The sequence below is a fragment of the Synechococcus sp. LA31 genome (genome assembly GCF_018502385.1).
In the GTDB taxonomy this organism is placed as follows: Bacteria; Cyanobacteriota; Cyanobacteriia; order PCC-6307; family Cyanobiaceae; genus Vulcanococcus.
Genome location: NZ_CP075523.1, coordinates 2,699,955 through 2,717,599, shown reverse-complemented (window position 1 = coordinate 2,717,599; position 17,645 = coordinate 2,699,955). Strand labels below are relative to the sequence as shown.

Here is a 17,645-nt window from a genome sequence, read left to right as displayed (position 1 = left end):
CTCAGTCCACCAAGGAGAACATCAGCTCCCCGGCACAGACAAGTTCACCATCCACCCTCGCTTCAGCCTTCACCTTGCCGAATCGCTGCCGCTTGAGACTGAGCAACTCGCAACTGATCACCAGCTGATCACCGGGCACCACGGGCCGGCGGAACCGCACACCATCGATGCCGGCAAACACAAACAGACCTTTCGGTAGATCTGGCATCTGGGTCACGATCAGACCACCCACTTGGGCCATGGCCTCCACGATCAACACCCCTGGCATTAGAGGCCGCCCAGGAAAATGGCCCTGAAACTGAGGCTCGTTGAAGGTGACGTTCTTAATCGCCACCGCCCGCTTGCCGGGTTCATGCTCGATCACTCGATCCACCAGCGCAAAGGGATAGCGGTGAGGCAGCAATCCCTGGATTTGCTCGCTGGTGAGCACAGGCACCGAGGCGGAGGGGGTAGCGGTCAAGAGGATCAGTTCGAAGAAACCAGAGCGGCAGCCAGGGCCGTGTGCAACCCATGGGAGCCGCGGAAGGCAAACACCTGGGCCTGAGGCAGACCTGCCAGGGCGAGATCCCCCAGCAGGTCAAGGAGCTTATGGCGCACCGGTTCATCAGCGAAGCGCAGTGGTGGATTCACCCAGCCCTCGCCATCGCACACAAGGGCGTTATCGAGGGCGCCGCCCTTGATCAGGCCAGCAGCCAACAATTGCTCCACTTGGTGCTTAAAACCAAAGGTGCGCGCCGGGGCGATCTGCTCCACAAACGCCTGCGGCGTGAGCGCAAGGCTATAGAGCTGACGGCCGATGGCCGGCTGAGGAAACTCAATCGCCACCCCCAGCCTGAGCTGATCACTGGGGAGCGCCGTAGCGAAGCTCTGACCCTGCTGAAGGGTGATCGGGTGGTCCAAGACGAGGGGAAGAGGCCGGGGCCCTAGGGACTTGAGCCCCACCTCAGCGATCGCCTCCACCCAGGGCTGCGCCGAACCATCCATCAATGGGATTTCTGGACCATCCACCAGCAACAAAGCCGAGCTGATTCCCACGCCCGCCAAGGCCGCCAGCAAATGCTCCACAGTCGCCAGCCGGCGTTGCTCAAGCTGAAGGGCTGTGCATAGCTGGGTTTCACACACCTGAGCGGGATGCAGGCGCTGGGGCTGAAGGCTGGGATCATCCAGCCAGGCCACCCAGTAGCCCGGCTGCTCAAACGGTTCAAGGCGTAAACGGGCTGTTGAACCGCTATGGAGACCAATCCCTGAGCGCTCCACTGGGGCGTTCAGAGTCCAGGCCTGGGAGTAATCGTTGGGCCAGAGAGTCACGCTGCTGCTCAGAACTTCCAACCCACACCCAGGTTGAAACGCCACTCACCGGTGAAATCCTGGCTCGCCACCTCCAAACGCAAGGGACCAACAGGCGTGGTGACGATCAGACCGGTGCCCACCGAGAAGCCATCACCGGGCTTCAGCAGCAAACCACCAGGATTGCCCGGCACGTTGGGCTGGCTGCCGAAGCTGGTGCCGCCGTCGACGAAGACCTCGCCGCTGATGATGCTGAAGATCGGGAAGCGGTATTCGATCGTGGCCTCACCGAAGCTCTTGCCCACACCGAGATCACAGTCGTAATAACCACGAACGGAGTTGGAACCACCCAAACAGAACGCTTCATAGGGAGGCAAATTGCCCACATTGGTGCCGGCCGTTACCTGGAAGGCCAGGGCCTGTTTGCAATCCTCCTTCTGGCCAGGCTTTGGACGGCAACCCTTGAAGATCTTCAGCCAGTTCACCGGGATGTAGTGGGTGTAGCTGGCACGCAGGCGATTGAAGGTGGGTGAATCAGGACCAACCGAGAAAAACTGCTCGGTACCGAGGCTGAGGAAGTTACCCGAGGTTGGATTGCGTGGATCGTTGAGGTTATTCATCGTGGCGGCCACTCGCAGGCCCACCAACTGGTTCTGATCAGCGCAGTTGTAGGCGATGCAGATCACATCTTTCACCTGCGTCTTGCCCTTGCGGTAGTTATTAGTGTTCATGCCATAGGGCATGACCGAGCCACCAAAGTTCATGGGCGTCACTTCCTGGCCACTGAAACCGAGCACCACATTCCAAGCAGCACGCTTGTAGGGATTCCCACCATTCAGTGGCCGCACGAACTGCACATTGCCGCCGATGCGCTGCAGGGCGATTGAATTGTTGTCGAGATTGAACCAGTTAAGGCTGGGATCGGCCTTCTCTGCCTTAGCGATCGAACCGAACGATGTACCGGTGGGATTCTTCTTACTCTGAATGTTGTAGGCCGTTGCATTCGATGGAGCCTTGAAGAAGTCGTTGGACACATCCGACACGGTGTTGATCGTGCCGTTGTTCTGGCTCTGGAAAATCTGCGGCACTTCCCGGCTGAAGAACACCCGTGCGCGGAAGGCTGTGCGGAACTTGTCGCCCTTGATCCACGGATCGGTGAAGGAAACATCGCCCAGGCCACCAAACTGGCCATAGGTGAAGTTCACCGCCAGATCCCAGGCGCGGCCCAGAAGGTTGCTGTCCTGGAGCTGCACCTGACCAAACACACCCTGAGCCTGGCTGTAGCCGAGGCCGCCGGAGAGCGAGCCACTCGACTGCTCCACGATCCCCAGCACGATTGTGACCTCCCCCGGGTTACCCGCCAAAGGGCGCAAGGTCACTTTCACGTCACCGAACAAGCCGGTGCCGTACAAGCGCTTGATGTCGTCCTCAAGCTGGCGGCGGTTGAAGGTATCGCCAGGCTTGATCGACACCTCACGGGTCACCACCCATGTTTTGGTCTTACCGCGGATCGGTTGGCCTTTGTCGTTGGTGCTTTCACCTTCCTTGTTGAGGAATTGCACCTCCACGCCGGCCACGGTGCCTTCGCGCACCAGTAGCTGCACCACACCCTCAGGGCTCACCCGGGTGGGACCACTCACCCGCGCCAGCGAATACCCCTGATCGGCATACCACTTCTGCAATTCCCCGATGCGGGCTTGCAAGGTGTTGAGGTTGAGGGTCTTGCCGTAATCGGCGGCGAAGATGTCGGGAACCAGGGTGGGGGGCATCTCCGTCTTGGCCCCCACGCCCTCCAGCTCCACCTGGGTGAGCACAGGGTTGGGCACCACCGTCACCACCAACTGGACCCCAAGCGGGCCATCCACGGGCTGGATGCGTACATCCGAAAACCAACCTGTGGCGTAGATGGCCGACAGATCGTTCTGCAGCTCACTGCGGGTGGCCTGGGTACCAGGCCGGGTGACCATCGCGTTGTAGACGGCGATCTCGAGCCGGTCCTGCTCGGGGTGGCCCTCAATCCCCTTCACCACCACCTCGCTGATCAGCACTTTCGGCTCAGGCTTGGCCGGGGGAGCCAGGGAATCCTCCGGTGGACTCACCTCCGGAGTGGCGACTGGAGCAGCCTCAGGTGCCTGCTCCTGAGCTCGCACGGGCGCACTCAACAGAAGGCTTCCTGCAGCCAGTGGCAGCATCGATGCCAGCCCGAGGGAGCCGCGAAGACGCAGCGCGCGGCTCAAACCGTGGCGGGTGGCGGGCATGGTTACAGCGAAAGCGCGGCAATGCCGCAAATTCCGCCGAACTTACTTGCCGAGACGGGGGGGTGGACACGCCCCCTGGACCCGTTTGAGAACCTCCCCGTAGGCCTCCACCACACCGCCAAGATCCTGTCGGAAACGGTCTTTGTCGAGGATTCGATCGCTGGAGTCGCCCACCTTCAGGTCCCAAAGGCGGCACGTATCGGGGCTGATCTCATCGGCCACCACCAGCTCACCCTCGGCGCTGAAGCCCAGTTCGATCTTGAAATCCACCAGCTGCAGGCCGATGTCAGCAAAGAAGCTGCGCAGACAGGTGTTCACAGCCATGGCCAAGCGCCCCATCTCCCGGCGCTGGTCTGCACTCAGCAGCGCCAAGCGCTCCAGGCGTGCATCGGTGAGCAGCGGGTCGCCGTAGGCGTCGTCTTTGTAATAAAGATCGAGCAGGGGTGGATCCAGGGGTGTGCCGGGCTCGATCGGCATTTGCTTACACAGCGATCCAAAGGCTGTGTTGCGCACCACCACCTCCACCGGCACGATCCGCATCGGACGCACCAGCATCCAATTGGTTTTTTGAAGAGCCCGGTAGTGGGTGGGAATGCCGTTGCGCTCAAGCAGCTCAAACAGCCGTGCCGAGATCTGGCAGTTGAGCTCGCCTTTCCCAACCAGCTGTGCCTTTTTCAAGGCATTGAAGGCGGTGGCGTCGTCTTTGTATTCCACGGCCACCACATCGCTCTGATCGGTGGCGAACACCCGCTTGGCTTTTCCCTCGTAGAGCAGCGATCCAAGGGTGATGGCGGTCATGGCTTGGCGGTGGGAGGCGCGGCGAGCAACACGGTGGCGTGACCACCGGGAGCGCGTGGGCTACGCAGCTGTTGCTGCAGCTGGGCCGCCCGCTCGCTCTGTTGAGGATCCTGCCGTGCCAGCCGCCAGGCGCTGTAGGCATCATCCACCCGCCGACTGAGCCGCTCCAGCCGTTCCCGGGGCCGGCTGGCCACCTCCCCTTCGGCCTCCAGCAGAACCCGCTGCTGCTCCAAGAGCTCAATCGCCAACCCCCAGGCCTCCGCCACAGCCGCTTGATCCAAAGCCCTCTCCAGCAACTGATCACGCTCTTGCAGCGGCAGCTCTGGGAACAGTGCAACCGCCTGCTTCAAGCGCTCGGCCATGGGCTGACCGGGCATCTGTCCGGCGAGAAGGGCCGTCGCCGCATCGCGGCGGCGGCCCAGCACCAGCAGGTGATCCACGTACACATCCAGGCCAGACCGGGTGGCAATCGTGCCGTCGTCGCGCAGCTTGAGCGGTAGCGCCAGAGTTTCGAGGTTGGCTGGATTGCCCTTGGCCAACTCCTCGAGCGTTTCCACCGCGAGGGCGTGATGCAAGCCCGCCTGAGCCGCCCGCCAGCGCTGCACGAGCCATTGATCGCGCTCCACCCCGGGCCTTGGGCTGAAGCGGTTGAGCACAATCAAGGCCCCATCCGGAGCTCGGCAGCTGAGCAGGGCATTGGCATTAACCAGCACCGTTTGAAAGGGCTGTGGCGCCGGAGCGATCGTGAGCAGGCGAGCCTGAAGCAGCTGCATCCGCTTGGTGAAGCCAAAGCCATCGGCCTCTAGACAGGCCAGATTGAGGGCCGGCAGCTCACCCTTCACCAGCAGCTCCTGAAACTGAGCTTCCGGCATGCTGCCCGGCACGGCCGGTGCCGATGGGCCCGGTTCTGGCACAGGTGCCTTGGGTTCAAAGAAGCCGCCAACCACCCGCAGGATGAACAACTCCTGCGCTCGGGCAGGCGGAGCCAGCAGCGCTGCTGCCAGAGCCAGCAGCACCGCCAGGCATCGCGGCACCACCGGCGTGTAAAGAAGGGATGGCACCTGCGGCAGTCCTCTGGCATCAACCTAGGGGAGTCCGCCGGAGCAGACACCGTTTCAAGCTGCCCCATGAGCACCGCTGCACCAGGAGTGAGCCCCGCCCGTGTGCTCGTGGTGGGCGGCGGCGGCCGCGAAAACGCCCTGGCCTGGGCCCTTACCCGCAGCCACGGCGTTGAGCAGGTGTGGGTGAGCCCCGGCAATGGCGGCACCCAGGAGCTGGCGGGCTGCCAGCAGCTCAGCCTTTCAGAGAGCAACCACGACGGGCTGTTGGCCGCCTGCCACGAGCACGCTGTCGAGTTGGTTGTGGTGGGTCCGGAGGCTCCGCTGGCTGCGGGCCTCGCCGATCAACTGCGTGAGGCAGGCGTCGCCGTGTTCGGCCCCGGGGCCGATGGCGCCCAGCTGGAGGCCAGTAAACAGTGGGCCAAGGCCCTGATGCAGGAAGCAGGCGTGCCCACCGCGGGCTACTGGCCGGCGAGCAACCGCGAGGAAGCTTTAGCCGCCCTGGAAGCCCAGGGGAAACCGCTGGTGGTCAAAGCCGATGGCCTGGCTGCTGGCAAGGGGGTCACCGTGGCCGACACCATGGAGGAAGCCCGCGCCGCCATCGAGGAGATCTTTGCGGGCCGCTTCGGAGGCGAAGGAGAAGCCTCGCTGGTGCTGGAGGAGCGCACCCATGGGCCGGAGGTCTCGGTGTTCGCCCTCACCGATGGCGAGCGGATGGTGCTGCTACCTCCCGCCCAGGACCACAAACGCATCGGCGAAGGCGACACCGGCCCCAACACGGGCGGTATGGGTGCCTATGCCCCAGCTCCGTTGCTCGACGCCGCAGGGCTCGAGCAGGTGCGCAAGCTGGTGCTCGAGCCCACCCTGGCCGCCCTCAACGCTCGTGGCATCCGCTACCGCGGCGTGATCTATGCCGGCCTGATGCTCACCGAGCAGGGCCCCAGCGTGATCGAGTTCAACTGCCGCTTCGGCGATCCGGAATGCGAAACGCTGATGCCGCTGCTGGGGCCTGAATTAGCCGCGGTGCTACTGGCCTGTGCCAACGGCGCCCTGGATCAGGCACCGCCGCTGAGCATTGCGCCCCTCTGCAGTGCCTGCGTGATCGCCGCCGCCCAGGGGTACCCCGGCGAGATCCGCAAGGGAGATGTGATTGAGAGCAAGCTGCAACCAGCCAGCGACTTGCAGCTCTTCCATGCCGGCACCCAGCGCCAACCCGATGGCCTTTGCCGCACCAGCGGCGGGCGCGTGCTGGCGGTGGTGGCGCAGGCCGACAGCTTTGACAATGCCTTCGAGCGGGCCTACACCGGCCTGGCTCAGGTGCACTACGAGGGAATGACCTACCGCCGCGACATCGGTCACCAGGTGCGCAGCCGATGAGCTTGTGGCAGCGGCTGGCCCGCTGGTGGGCTGAATTCAGCCTGCAAACCAAACTGCTCGCCGCAGCCACCTTGGTGGTGAGCCTGGTGATGGCGGGCATCTGCTTCTTTGCCCTCAACGGCATTCAAGCGGATGTGCGCATGAGCGACACGCGGTTCGCCCGGGATCTCGGTTTGCTGCTCTCGGCGAACGTGACGCCCCTGGTGGCCGAAGGCAACGATCGCGAACTGGCGGCGGTTGCCGAACGCTTCTGGAAATCCAGCCGCAGCCTCCGCTACATCTTCTTCGCCGATCCCGATGGCGTGATTTACCTCGGGATCCCCATTAGCGGCAGCAGCGGCGGCAGTGAATTGCTGCTCAGCCGCCGCCTGGAACTCCCGGCCGATCTGGCCCGCCGGCCACAAAACCCCCTCATCCGCCAACACCTCAGCCCCGATGGGCAGGTCACGGATGTGTTCGTACCGCTGGTGTCGGGCGATCGCTACCTAGGCGTGCTGGCCCTGGGCATCAACCCCAACGAAGCGGCTTTAGCCAGTGCGGCCCTCAGCCGGGAGGTCACCGTGGCGGTGTTTATCTCGATCTGGGTGCTGGTGATCCTGGGGGCCGTGTTCAACGCCCTCACCATCACCCAGCCGGTGAAGGAGCTGCTGCGGGGTGTGCGCTCGATTGCCAGCGGCGATTTCGAAGCCCGCATCGCCCTGCCGGTGGGCGGCGAACTCGGAGAGCTACTGGAAGGGTTCAACGACATGGCCTCCCAGCTCGAGGCCTACAACGAAGCCAACATCGAAGAGCTCACCGCCGCCCAGGTGAAGCAGCAATCACTGATCGCCACGATGGCCGATGGCGCCCTGCTGCTCGATGCCGAGGGCCGGGTGGTCTTGGTGAATCCCACAGCACGCCGCCTGTTCCGCTGGGAAGGCCGCAAGCTCGAAGGAGCAGTGGTCAGCGAGGAGCTGCCAGACGTGCTGGCACTCGAACTGCAGAGCCCGCTGGACACCCTGCTCAGTGGTGAGCGCGATAGCAGCGATGTGCGCTGCAACTTTGGTGAGCCACCCCGCACCCTGCGCATTGTTTTGCAGTCGGTGCGTGATGCCAGTGGCGAGAGCCTCAAAGGCATTGCTGTCACGGTGCAGGATCTCACCCGTGAGGTGGAACTCAATGCCGCCCAGAGCCGTTTCATCAGCAACGTCTCCCACGAATTGCGCACGCCGCTGTTCAACATCAAGAGCTACGTAGAAACGCTCCACGACCTCGGCGATCAACTGAGCGAGGAAGACCGCAAGGAGTTCCTCGCGATCGCCAATGCCGAAACCGATCGGCTCACCCGCCTGGTGAACGATGTGCTGGATCTCTCTCGATTGGAAAGTGATCGTGACTGGGGCATGGAGCCGGTGGAGCTACGGCCCGCCATGGAGCAAACCCTGCGCAACTACCGCCTCAATGCCCAAGACAAGGGGGTGGAGCTATCGCTAGAGGTGGATGAACAACTACCTCGCGTGCGCGGCAACTGGGATCTGCTGCTGCAGGTGTTCGACAACCTGGTGGGCAATGGCCTGAAATTCACCGCCAGCGGCGGGCGGCTGATGCTGCGGGCCTACCCCTGGCCCGACACTTGCCCACTGGATCCCAGCACCGAAGCCAAGGGCGACAGCCCTACCTGCGCTCTCACCGCACCCTTGCCGCGGCTGCGTGTGGAAATCGCCGACACCGGCTCTGGGATTTCCCGCGAAGACCAAGCGAGGATCTTTGAGCGCTTCTATCGGGTTGAAAACGCCGTGCATACCGAGGTGGGCACAGGCCTTGGCCTCTCCATTGTGCGCGGCATCCTGGAGAAACACGGCACCCAAGCGCGCATGACCAGCGAGCCAGGAGTCGGTACTACGTTCTGGTTCGATTTACCACTGGATCAGGCCGATGAAAGCGAACTAATACTGGCAGCCGAACGAAAAAGTACAGTTAGAATTCAATAGAATTAGGAGATCATTGCTTGCCTGAGCCGCTGGAGAGAAAGGTTCTACAGACGGCTTACTGCTTAACGGTTTACAACGAACCAGGAGTGGCAATCCTGACATCACTTGCAAGCCTGGTTAATGCCATTGCCTACCAGCAAAAGCGAGACCCGACCCCAAGAAACGGCAATATTTTCATCATCGCAGACGGACAAGGAAAAATATCCGATAGCACACTGCTCCTCTTCCGAGAGTTGAGACTATTCAGCGGCGAGCACAACAGGCTTTCCTCGGGGAGCACATACACCCTTCATTCATTTGACCACAGAGACCTCTTAGAGCTGATCAGATATACCAATCAAACAGATTCAATTGAACGCACCAACAGCTGGTCTGAGATCTACCAGCAATCACTACAGGGCCAGCAAGCCGATGCGACAGGATCGGTGGAATTCAAGCCCAGCTTATCGATCACCCTTTTCATCAAAGATTTTAACCAGGGAAAACTCAACTCACATTGGTGGTTCTTCAATCACTTCTGCAGGCAGATTAATCCAGATCACTGCATACAAATGGATGCAGGAACCGCCTCACATCGAAACGCGCTTCACATCCTCCAAAAGACGCTAGAAGCAGATCCGACCCTTGGCGCGCTTGCGAGTCGCGTTCAAACACTAAAACCCTATGGCCCAACAAACATATTGCTGGCGTGGCAATATGCTGATTTCTTTGTCCAAAAGATCCTCGACTGGCCAGCTGAGGTCTTAAGCGGCTACCTGACTGTCATTCCAGGACAATTCAGCATAGTCCGCTGGAGCGCACTATCCGAAGCAGAATCAAACAAAGAACCAACGCCTAACTCAACCCTGGACAAGTACTTTCGGGGGCTTGGACCTCTATCTCCGATGGAAGGGAATATGTTTCTTGCTGAGGACAGAGTCCTCGGCTTCGAGATCATCAGCAGAAAAAATACTCCCTACAATATTGGATACGCCATTCAGGCCGAAGCAACAACTGATACCTGCCAAAGCCTATCCGAACTAATGCACCAGAGACGTCGCTGGATCAACAGCTCTTTTACCTGCAACCTTCATGCCACAATCGGCTTAATTAGAAATCTCAAAGGCAGAAGCGCAGAAATAGGGCCGCAATGCAAAACCATTGCCGCCATCTCCTGGCTTGCCATAACTGGACTTGTGCAGTGGTTTATGCCAGCGCAGATGTGCATTCTGCTCGTTTTTCTGACGTCTACAACCACACCTCCTAACCCACCTGTCTCGCCACTACTCCTTGTATTTATACTCACGATCGCCGTCCAAATTACAACCTTTGCTAGCGACAAGCTTTCAGAGAAAGCCATGAGCAAGGTTGCAGCCATCACAACGCTAATCCAAGGAGGCCTTGTAGCCTCTTCTGTAATTAGCTTTTCCAGTGCAGACCGGATCATAGCAGTTTCCTGGCTTCAGGTTACCTGGCTCGCCTTTATCTATGCCGCAGCAGGCATCACTGCCACTGGCAAATCAACTCGTCCATCTAAAATACTACTCTACTATCCCCTGTTAACCCCATTTTACATGCTTACACTCAACACTTATGCCGTCTGCAACTGCAATGATCTTAGCTGGGGAACAAAAGGACTCACCAAAAATGAGAACAAAAAGCCCGACCTGTTCAGAGCAAAAGCATTATCTCTATGGCTAGCTTGCAACATTGCCGCCATGCTTTTATACGTGCACCCCAATAGTCCAATTGCTGACGCAATTGGACGCTCAAGCTATCTACTCATAGCCATATACACGCTTTTCAAAGGATTGTCGGGGCTCACAATCGCGGTGAAGACAAGAATGCAATCTGCTCGAATAGCCTAAGAGCGATAAGGATTTAGAGCCGCTCGTCGCTCGTTACACCTTGAACGATCCGCGAGAGCTCGCTGCGCTCATCGGTGTTGATGCGGTGGGGGACACCGCTGATAATCCGCTCGAAGTTGGAGAAGGAATCCTTGATCTCGGGGCCATTGCTCGTGATCATGAATTCGCGGATGCCCTTGTCGTGCCAGGACCCGCGCATTTTGAACACGTTGAGAGCACGGGCCATTTCGCCGCGGATCTCCACGTATTGCAGCAGCAGAATCGTGTCGGTGATCGTGGAGATGTGAGAGTCAGTGATCGAGTGGCTACCCATGAACTCCTCGGAGGTGTTCGTGAAGAAGCCAGCGATCTCCTCCTGCTTGGCGTAACCCGTTACCCCGATCACAAACTGACGGAAGGCGTTATGGCTCACCCCACGGGCCAGGGCCGAGAGGGAATCGATCGCCATCCGCGACGGCTTGAACTGACCGATCTCAGTTTTAATGATCTGGAGGTGATCCTCCAGACCTGTGGATTCGGGATAAGCGCAGATGATCTTGAGCAATCCGTCGCGCTCCATCTGCTCAAAATCAATGCCCCAGCTGGTGGCATTGCGCAGCAGCTGGGCCCGTGATTCCTCGTAGGCAAACAAGATCGCCCGCTCCTTGTTGGCGCAGGCGTTCTCCACAAACTTGCTCACAAGCAAGGTCTTACCAGTACCGGTGGCACCGGTGGCCAGGATGATTGAATCCTTGAAGAAACCACCGCCGCACATCTCATCGAGGCGCGGCACACCGGAGCTCACGCGCACATTGGAACTGCGCTGGGTGAGGCGCATCGCCCCCAGCGGGAAGATGCTGATGCCGTGGGATCCCATCGTGAAGGGAAATTCCCCCTTCATGTGGGTGGTGCCCCGCAGCTTGAGAATCTCCACAGTGCGCCGGCGCCGCTCACCCTCGAGCACATTGCGCAGGATCACCACGTTGTCGCTCACAAACTCCTCCACGCCGTAGCGGGCGATCGGGCCGTATTCGTCGATGCGCTCGGTGGTCATCACCGTGGTGACACCGATCTCCTTGAGCCGGGCGATCAAGCGGAAAATCTCGCGCCGCACCACCGACACAGCGTCATATTGCTGAAACACCGCTGTGATCGAATCGATTGCAACACGCCGGGCCTTGTATTTGCGAATGGCGTAGTTGATGCGCTCGATCAACCCTGACAGATCAAAACTACCCGCCACATCCTGACCTTCCGGATCGGGGGAGGCATCGAGCAAGAAGAGCTTGTCCTGCTCCACCATCTCCTGCAGGTTCCAACCAAAGCTGGAGGCGTTCCGCAGAATATCTAGCGGCGACTCTTCGAAGGTCACGAAGATGCCGGGCTCGTCGAACTGACGGATTCCGTTGTAGAGGAAGTTGAGGGAGAAGACCGTCTTACCAGTACCGGAGGTACCGCTGATCAAAGTGGAGCGTCCGATCGGCAGACCACCCTGACAGATGTCATCAAAACCCTCGATCCCGGTGGGCAGCTTCTGCACCGAGGCGAGGGAATGGTTTGGAGCGGTGGGGTCCTGCATGGAACGGGTGGGCCTGGGGGAAATCTAGGTGGATGTGACCAAAAAACAGAGCGGGGGCAGAGGCTTACAGCAATCCGCCGGAGTCCTCCTCTTCGCTGTAGGGATTACCCAGTGCTTCATCGCTGAGCTCCTCATAAAGCAGATCCAGCCCGATGAGCACCCGTTCTCGATCCGAGAGATCGCCGATGATGCGGCGTACCGGCGGAGGAAGGATCTTGGCCAGGGTGGGGGTGGCCAGAATCTTGTCTTCCTCCGCCAACTGGGGATTCTTCAGCACATCAATCACCTTAAGGGCATACACCCCCTGAAACTCAGTATCGAGAATGTTGCGCAGGGTCTTCAATGCGCGCATCGAATTGGGCGTGTTCCCCGCCACGTAGAGCTTGAGGATGTAGGTCTTGCGCGGGCTCATCTAGATCACCTCCTGAGTTAAGGACTGGCTGGCTTCAGCTTGCAATTCAGGTTCCCCCAGAGGCAAATCCGGAGGCACCGAGCGTCGGTACATCTCACAGAGATGGGCCATCACATCGAGCAGAGCGAGGCGGTAGTCCTGGAGGAAGTCGTTCTTGTGCCCCTCCAGCTTGAGCTGCTTCCAGAAAGCGTCAATCAGATCGACGTGAATTTCCACCACCTTGTTGATGGGGAGATCACAGAAGAAGGCGGAATGCACGAAGCTCTCGATCGCCTGGTTCGCCGCGGCTGGATCGCGGAAGTAGCCGATCAGCACATCGCGATAGCTGCGCTTGAGCGAACGCAGCAACTCCCCACGCTCTTCCGCCGGGAGATTGCGCAGGAAGAGAGAGGGATCCCGCTTGTAGAACACCCCGAGGTACCCCAGGCGCCCCTTGAGGCGATTGGGCAACTGCCAGCGCTCAGGGGTGTCGGAGGTGGCGCCGGCCTCGCCCACGCCCGCGGTGGAGGGCATCCCGCGGCGCAGAAAGCGCGACACGGCCGCATCCACGCTGTAGGCGATCTGCTCAAGCTGATCCTGGGGGAGGTGAACCTCGGCCTCGTGGTATTCCAAACGGCCACTCACCTCTCCGATCACCACGGCTGGAAGCAGCAGACCCTGCTGACGCAGCTCCTCGTAGACCTCCGGCGGATGGACCCCTTGCTGGAGCAGCACCACATCAAAGAGCTCACGCCGCTGCTGCAGCTCGAGGATTGGATCCGACAGGGAGCCCAGATCCTCGAGTTCGTAGCGGCCGCCCTTGAGCCAACTACGGCAAGCCTTCTCCACACGTGGATCCGGCAGAAGCGACGCGATTGTGAGAGCCGGCTGTGACATGCGCCGCGATCGGGGCCTGGCAACGCTCACAGTGTTGACGAGAGGCAGGGCAAACGTGGAAGATCGTTGTTTGTCTTTCGATTGCCGTGCGGCAGGCCGAATGACGACGTGCCCAAACGGGCCTCCGCCGTCAGCCTGTCCACGCCCTTAACGCCATGAGCACAGCCTCCAGCACCGGTCCCTACGCGATCGTTGAGACCTCAGGCACCCAAGTGTGGGTTCAGCCCAACCGCTACTACGACCTCGACCGCATTCACGCCGAGGTTGAGAGCACCCTCACCCTGGAGAACGTGCTCCTGGTGAACGACGGCAAAGCCGCCGACGTGGGCCAGCCCTACGTGAAGGGCGCCACCGTGGAACTGCAGGTGATGGAGCATCGCCGCGGTCCCAAGGTGATTGTCTACAAGATGCGCCCCAAGAAGAAGACCCGCCGCAAGAACGGTCACCGCCAGGAGCTGACCCGCGTGATGGTGAAGTCCATCAGCGTGGGCGGCAAAGCCCTGGCCTGATCAGCCGCAGCGTTCGTTAACCCACCACTTCTCTGAACCATGGCCCACAAGAAAGGCACCGGCTCCACCCGCAACGGCCGTGACTCGAACTCCAAGCGCCTCGGTGTCAAGCGTTACGGCGGCGAGAGCGTGAACTCCGGCTCGATCCTGATTCGTCAACGCGGCACCTCCGTGCTGCCCGGAACCAACGTGGGCCGAGGCTCCGACGACACCCTGTTTGCCCTGGTGGACGGCGTCGTGAGCTTCGACACCATCAAGCGTGGCCTCCGCACCCGCAAGCGCATCAACGTGGCTGTCGGCTGAGCTCAGCTTCCACGCGTGGTCTGAGCCTTCAGGCCTTCAAGCCGGCGCTTAGGCGCCGGCTTTGTTGTGTCTACAGCTGGCGCGTGAAAGCTCAGAGCAACCGGTAAGCCCGCGTGGTGATCAAGAAGGGGTGAAACACCTCCAAGAAGCGGCTCTGCAAGGTGCGGAAGAAACGCTCCACTAGCTGCGGCTCATCAAAATGGAAGGGGTACTCGCCTGCATGTCCCTTGAAGAAATACCAGTTGAGCAATGCAATCGCCCCGGGCGACATGCGCGCCGCAAACTGCTCGAGCTGAGCGCTGGGATCGCTGAGATGCTCCAGCACATCCAGACACACAATCGTGTCGAAATGAGCCGGCAACTCAGGCGCATCGAGATCGCGAAAGCAACGCAGCTTGTGAGCCAGGCCAAAACGCTCAGCCCGCGCTTGAACAAAGCGACGGTTCTCGGGGTTGAGATCCACAAACCACACCGCATCCACCTGTGGCAAAGCTGCGGCTGCCAGGGCATGAGTGCCGATACCGCCACCGAAATCGAGGACCGTGCCCTGGGCGAACTGTTGCTGCAAGCGAAGGGTGTCGGCGATGTACTCGGCGCTGCCGAGGTGCCAGGCCGCCAACTCCAGCAGATGGCCGGTGCCCACTGCTGTCTCATAGAACGCCTCAACCTGCTCCGGCACGAACGCGCCGGGATGAGCTGCAGCCAGGGCATCGGTGGCCAGGGGCAGACGACGTTCCAACTCCTCGAGATCGAGGGCCAGGTGGTCGGCTAGCTGGCAGCGCAGATCAAATCCCCCTTCGAGGAATTGGTCCAGGGAAAGGGTGGCAGTGAGGCTCATGGCTGCTCACGGTAGTGCTGCCCCTGGCGCACCCCCCAACTCAGCGCCGGGGCCAGGCACCACCAGCCAACGCCTGAGCCAGGCGGTGAGCCAATAGAAGGGCATGGTGTCGAGCAGGGCCGCCAGAGCTTTGAACAGGTAGCCACTGGCGATGAAGCTGGCCAACTGGGGCCACACCGGTACATCGAGCCGCACAGGCAGCGCATGGGCCGCGTAGTGACTGATCAGCACCACCGCTGTGGTGTCCACCAGCTGGCTCACCAGGGTGGAGCCGTTGTTGCGCAGCCACAGCGCCCGGCCGCCGCTGAAGCGTTTCCAGAAGTGAAAGAGCCGCACATCGATGAACTGAGCTGCCAGATAAGCCACCATCGAGGCCCCCACCGCACCAAAGGCCAACTCCTGCACCGCGAAGAAGGCTTGATCTGGAGCGCCAGGGAGCCCTGGCAACACACCTCCAAGCCAAAGGATCAGCACGATCCAGCCATTCAGCAGCAGTCCCACCCACACCAGTTGACTGGCCCGCTGTTCCCCCCAAATCTCACTGATCAGATCCGTGCACAAAAACGTGACGGGATAGGGCAGCGCGCCCACCGCTACCACCACAGGCCAAGAGCCGATGCGCCCCAGCTGCAAGAAGCGCGTGAGGCCCAGGATGTTGAGCATCCCCATCGTGCCTAGAAAGAGGCCGGCCAGCACCAGAAACGCCAGCTCCCGCCGCTTCTGCAGGGCCGCTGGGCCTAAGGCCGAAGGGGCAGGCATTCATCCAACAGCGCAAGAGCACAGCCTGGCGGGAACAGCAGAGAACGCAATGGGAGCATCAGGGTTGAACACGCCCACTGCTTTGACCTGCGGCTTCCTGGTGCTCGACAAGCCCGCCGGCCTGAGTTCCCACAGCTGTGTGGCGCAGGTGCGCCGCGCCTATGGCCTCAAACGCGTCGGCCACGGCGGCACCCTCGATCCAGCCGTGACTGGGGTGCTACCAATCGCCCTGGGGCCCGCCACCCGGCTGCTGCCGTACCTCAGCGGCGACAAGACCTACCGCGGCGTGATCCAGTTGGGGATCACCACCAACACCGATGACCTTGAAGGCGAGGTGCTCCAAAGCCAACCGCTGCCAGCGCTGAACAAAGCCCAACTGGAAACAGCGCTCGAGGGCTTCCGCGGGACCATTCAGCAGCGCCCCCCTGCGGTCTCAGCCGTGCATGTGAACGGCCAACGGGCCTACAAGCTGGCGCGAGCCGGCGAAGCTGTGGAGTTGCCGGCACGGCCCGTCACCATCCATCGCCTGAGCCTGGAGAGCTGGAACCCCGCACAGGGCCAACTGGAGCTGGAGGTGGCTTGCTCAGCCGGCACCTATATCCGCTCACTGGCCAGGGATCTGGGGGAGCTGCTGGGCTGTGGTGGCGCCCTGGCGCGGCTGCGCCGCACCCAGGCCCTGGGCTTTCAGCTCGCGCAAAGCGTGGGTCTTGAACAGCTCGAGAATCAACCACCACCAGCGCTGGTGGATCCCCTGGAGGCCCTGGCCAGCTTTCCACGCCATGCCCTCCAGAACGACGATCTCCAGGGCTGGCGCTGCGGCCGCGCCCAGGCCTGCGATCCCAGCTGGGCCGCCGACACTGCCGTGGTGGTGGTAGCACCGGATGGCAACCTGGCGGGCATGGCCCGCGTGCAGGCCACTGGCAGCTTGCAGCCGCGCCTCGTGCTCGACGCCGCCGGCTGAACCGCTCGCCGCCCGTCCAATCCCCGACTCCGTACCAGCGCAACATGGCCGGCCATAGCCGATGGGCCCAGATCAAGCGCACCAAAGCCGTGGTGGATGCCAAGCGTGGTGCTGTGTTCACCCGCCTGGGGCGCGAAATCATGGTGGCGGCCCGGGCGGGCGCCGATCCCAACGGCAACTTTCAGTTGCGCACGGCGATCGAAAAGGCCAAAGCCGCGCGGGTGCCCAACGCCAACATCGAACGCGCGATTGCCAAGGGTGCCGGCCAGGCCGGCGGAGGCGGCGAGCAATTTGAGGAGGTGCGCTACGAGGGCTATGGCCCCGGCGGCGTGGCTGTGCTGATCGAGGCCCTCACCGACAACCGCAACCGCACCGCTGCCGAGCTACGACTGGCCTTCAGCAAAAACGGGGGCAACCTCGGGGAAACCGGCTGCGTGGGCTACCTGTTTGAGCACCGCAGCGTGGTGCGGCTGGAGCAGCCTGGTCTGCAGGAGGAAGAGCTGCTCGAGCAGCTGCTGGACCTGGAGGAGCAGGGCGGACCCAACCTGATCGGCTACGAGATCGATCCCGACGGCGCCGAAGTACTGGGAGCGTTCGAGCAGCTCGAAGCCCTGCAGGATGGCCTGCGCAATCTGGGGCTGCCGGTGAACAGCTGGGAGCACCGCTGGATCGCCAGCACCCCCTGCCGCGTGGAGGAAACCAGCGCACTCGTTGGCTGCCTCAAGCTGCTCGATGCCCTTGAAGAGCTCGACGACGTGCGCAGTGTGACCAGCAACCTCGAGGCGGATGAAGAAATCATGAAGGCCATGATCGCCTGACACAGCGTCAACACAA

Annotated in this window: 17 protein-coding genes; 7 read left to right on the top strand and 10 right to left on the bottom strand. The window is 61.3% G+C overall.

Features of this window, described 5'->3' with window-relative positions:
- Position 1 precedes the first annotated feature (1 nt).
- From fabZ to KJJ24_RS14665, 5 genes are read right to left on the bottom strand one after another with little or no spacing between them, the layout of a single operon-like run.
- Positions 2-430, bottom strand: a complete 429-nt coding sequence (gene fabZ / locus KJJ24_RS14685; RefSeq protein ID WP_371811815.1) for a 3-hydroxyacyl-ACP dehydratase FabZ — start codon at positions 428-430, stop codon at positions 2-4.
- Positions 431-465: 35 nt separating this feature from the next.
- Positions 466-1,308, bottom strand: a complete 843-nt coding sequence (gene lpxC / locus KJJ24_RS14680; RefSeq protein ID WP_214339805.1) for a UDP-3-O-acyl-N-acetylglucosamine deacetylase — start codon at positions 1,306-1,308, stop codon at positions 466-468.
- A gap of 8 nt (positions 1,309-1,316) precedes the next feature.
- Positions 1,317-3,545, bottom strand: a complete 2,229-nt coding sequence (locus KJJ24_RS14675; protein ID WP_214339803.1) for a BamA/TamA family outer membrane protein — start codon at positions 3,543-3,545, stop codon at positions 1,317-1,319.
- Between the two features lie 42 nt (positions 3,546-3,587).
- Complete coding sequence (purC, locus tag KJJ24_RS14670) at positions 3,588-4,343, bottom strand: phosphoribosylaminoimidazolesuccinocarboxamide synthase (RefSeq protein WP_214339801.1); 756 nt, start codon at positions 4,341-4,343, stop codon at positions 3,588-3,590.
- Complete coding sequence (locus KJJ24_RS14665) at positions 4,340-5,404, bottom strand: hypothetical protein (RefSeq protein WP_250544809.1); 1,065 nt, start codon at positions 5,402-5,404, stop codon at positions 4,340-4,342. Before KJJ24_RS14665 ends, purC begins: the two co-directional genes overlap by 4 nt.
- A gap of 66 nt (positions 5,405-5,470) precedes the next feature.
- Between KJJ24_RS14665 and purD the strand changes: the two genes are divergently transcribed.
- The 3 genes from purD to KJJ24_RS14650 are packed head-to-tail and all read left to right on the top strand — an operon-like array spanning position 5,471 to position 10,595.
- Positions 5,471-6,778 carry a phosphoribosylamine--glycine ligase gene (purD, locus tag KJJ24_RS14660; RefSeq protein WP_214339799.1) on the top strand — a complete coding sequence of 436 codons (1,308 nt, stop codon included), beginning with the start codon at positions 5,471-5,473 and terminating at the stop codon, positions 6,776-6,778.
- A complete protein-coding gene (nblS, locus tag KJJ24_RS14655) occupies positions 6,775-8,748 on the top strand; it encodes a two-component system sensor histidine kinase NblS (protein ID WP_214339797.1) in 1,974 nt (657 codons plus the stop codon). The genes purD and nblS overlap by 4 nt, the downstream gene beginning before the upstream one ends.
- Positions 8,749-8,765: 17 nt before the next feature.
- Positions 8,766-10,595 (top strand): hypothetical protein, encoded by a 1,830-nt coding sequence (locus KJJ24_RS14650; protein WP_214339795.1) that lies wholly within the window; start codon positions 8,766-8,768, stop codon positions 10,593-10,595.
- Positions 10,596-10,608: 13 nt separating this feature from the next.
- On the opposite strand, the gene kaiC is transcribed toward KJJ24_RS14650, so the two are convergent.
- The 3 genes from kaiC to KJJ24_RS14635 form a co-directional block, all read right to left on the bottom strand.
- Entirely contained in the window at positions 10,609-12,153 is a 1,545-nt protein-coding gene (kaiC, locus tag KJJ24_RS14645; protein WP_214339793.1) for a circadian clock protein KaiC, read from the bottom strand.
- A gap of 64 nt (positions 12,154-12,217) precedes the next feature.
- Positions 12,218-12,565, bottom strand: coding sequence for a circadian clock protein KaiB (gene kaiB, locus KJJ24_RS14640; RefSeq protein ID WP_214339791.1), 348 nt, complete (start codon positions 12,563-12,565; stop codon positions 12,218-12,220).
- Positions 12,566-13,441, bottom strand: a complete 876-nt coding sequence (locus tag KJJ24_RS14635; protein WP_214339789.1) for a circadian clock protein KaiA — start codon at positions 13,439-13,441, stop codon at positions 12,566-12,568.
- Positions 13,442-13,596: 155 nt separating this feature from the next.
- On the opposite strand from KJJ24_RS14635, the gene rplU reads away from it, so the two are divergent.
- Together rplU and rpmA are read left to right on the top strand one after the other, a co-directional pair.
- The gene (rplU, locus tag KJJ24_RS14630) at positions 13,597-13,950 is read left to right on the top strand and encodes a 50S ribosomal protein L21 (RefSeq protein ID WP_214339787.1); all 354 of its coding nucleotides are present in this window, start codon (positions 13,597-13,599) and stop codon (positions 13,948-13,950) included.
- 39 nt (positions 13,951-13,989) lie between these two features.
- On the top strand, positions 13,990-14,253 hold the full coding sequence (rpmA, locus tag KJJ24_RS14625; protein ID WP_214339785.1) for a 50S ribosomal protein L27: 264 nt from the start codon (positions 13,990-13,992) through the stop codon (positions 14,251-14,253).
- Between the two features lie 91 nt (positions 14,254-14,344).
- Here the strand turns inward: rpmA and KJJ24_RS14620 are convergent, their stop codons facing one another.
- On the bottom strand, positions 14,345-15,091 hold the full coding sequence (locus KJJ24_RS14620) for a bifunctional 2-polyprenyl-6-hydroxyphenol methylase/3-demethylubiquinol 3-O-methyltransferase UbiG (RefSeq protein ID WP_214339784.1): 747 nt from the start codon (positions 15,089-15,091) through the stop codon (positions 14,345-14,347).
- A 6-nt stretch (positions 15,092-15,097) separates the two neighbouring features.
- A complete protein-coding gene (locus KJJ24_RS14615) occupies positions 15,098-15,850 on the bottom strand; it encodes a queuosine precursor transporter (RefSeq protein WP_214339782.1) in 753 nt (250 codons plus the stop codon).
- Between the two features lie 49 nt (positions 15,851-15,899).
- Here KJJ24_RS14615 and truB point away from each other — a divergent pair, with 49 nt between their 5' ends.
- Positions 15,900-16,811 (top strand): tRNA pseudouridine(55) synthase TruB, encoded by a 912-nt coding sequence (truB, locus tag KJJ24_RS14610; protein ID WP_214339780.1) that lies wholly within the window; start codon positions 15,900-15,902, stop codon positions 16,809-16,811.
- Between the two features lie 44 nt (positions 16,812-16,855).
- Complete coding sequence (locus KJJ24_RS14605) at positions 16,856-17,629, top strand: YebC/PmpR family DNA-binding transcriptional regulator (protein WP_214339778.1); 774 nt, start codon at positions 16,856-16,858, stop codon at positions 17,627-17,629.
- Positions 17,630-17,645 lie beyond the last annotated feature (16 nt).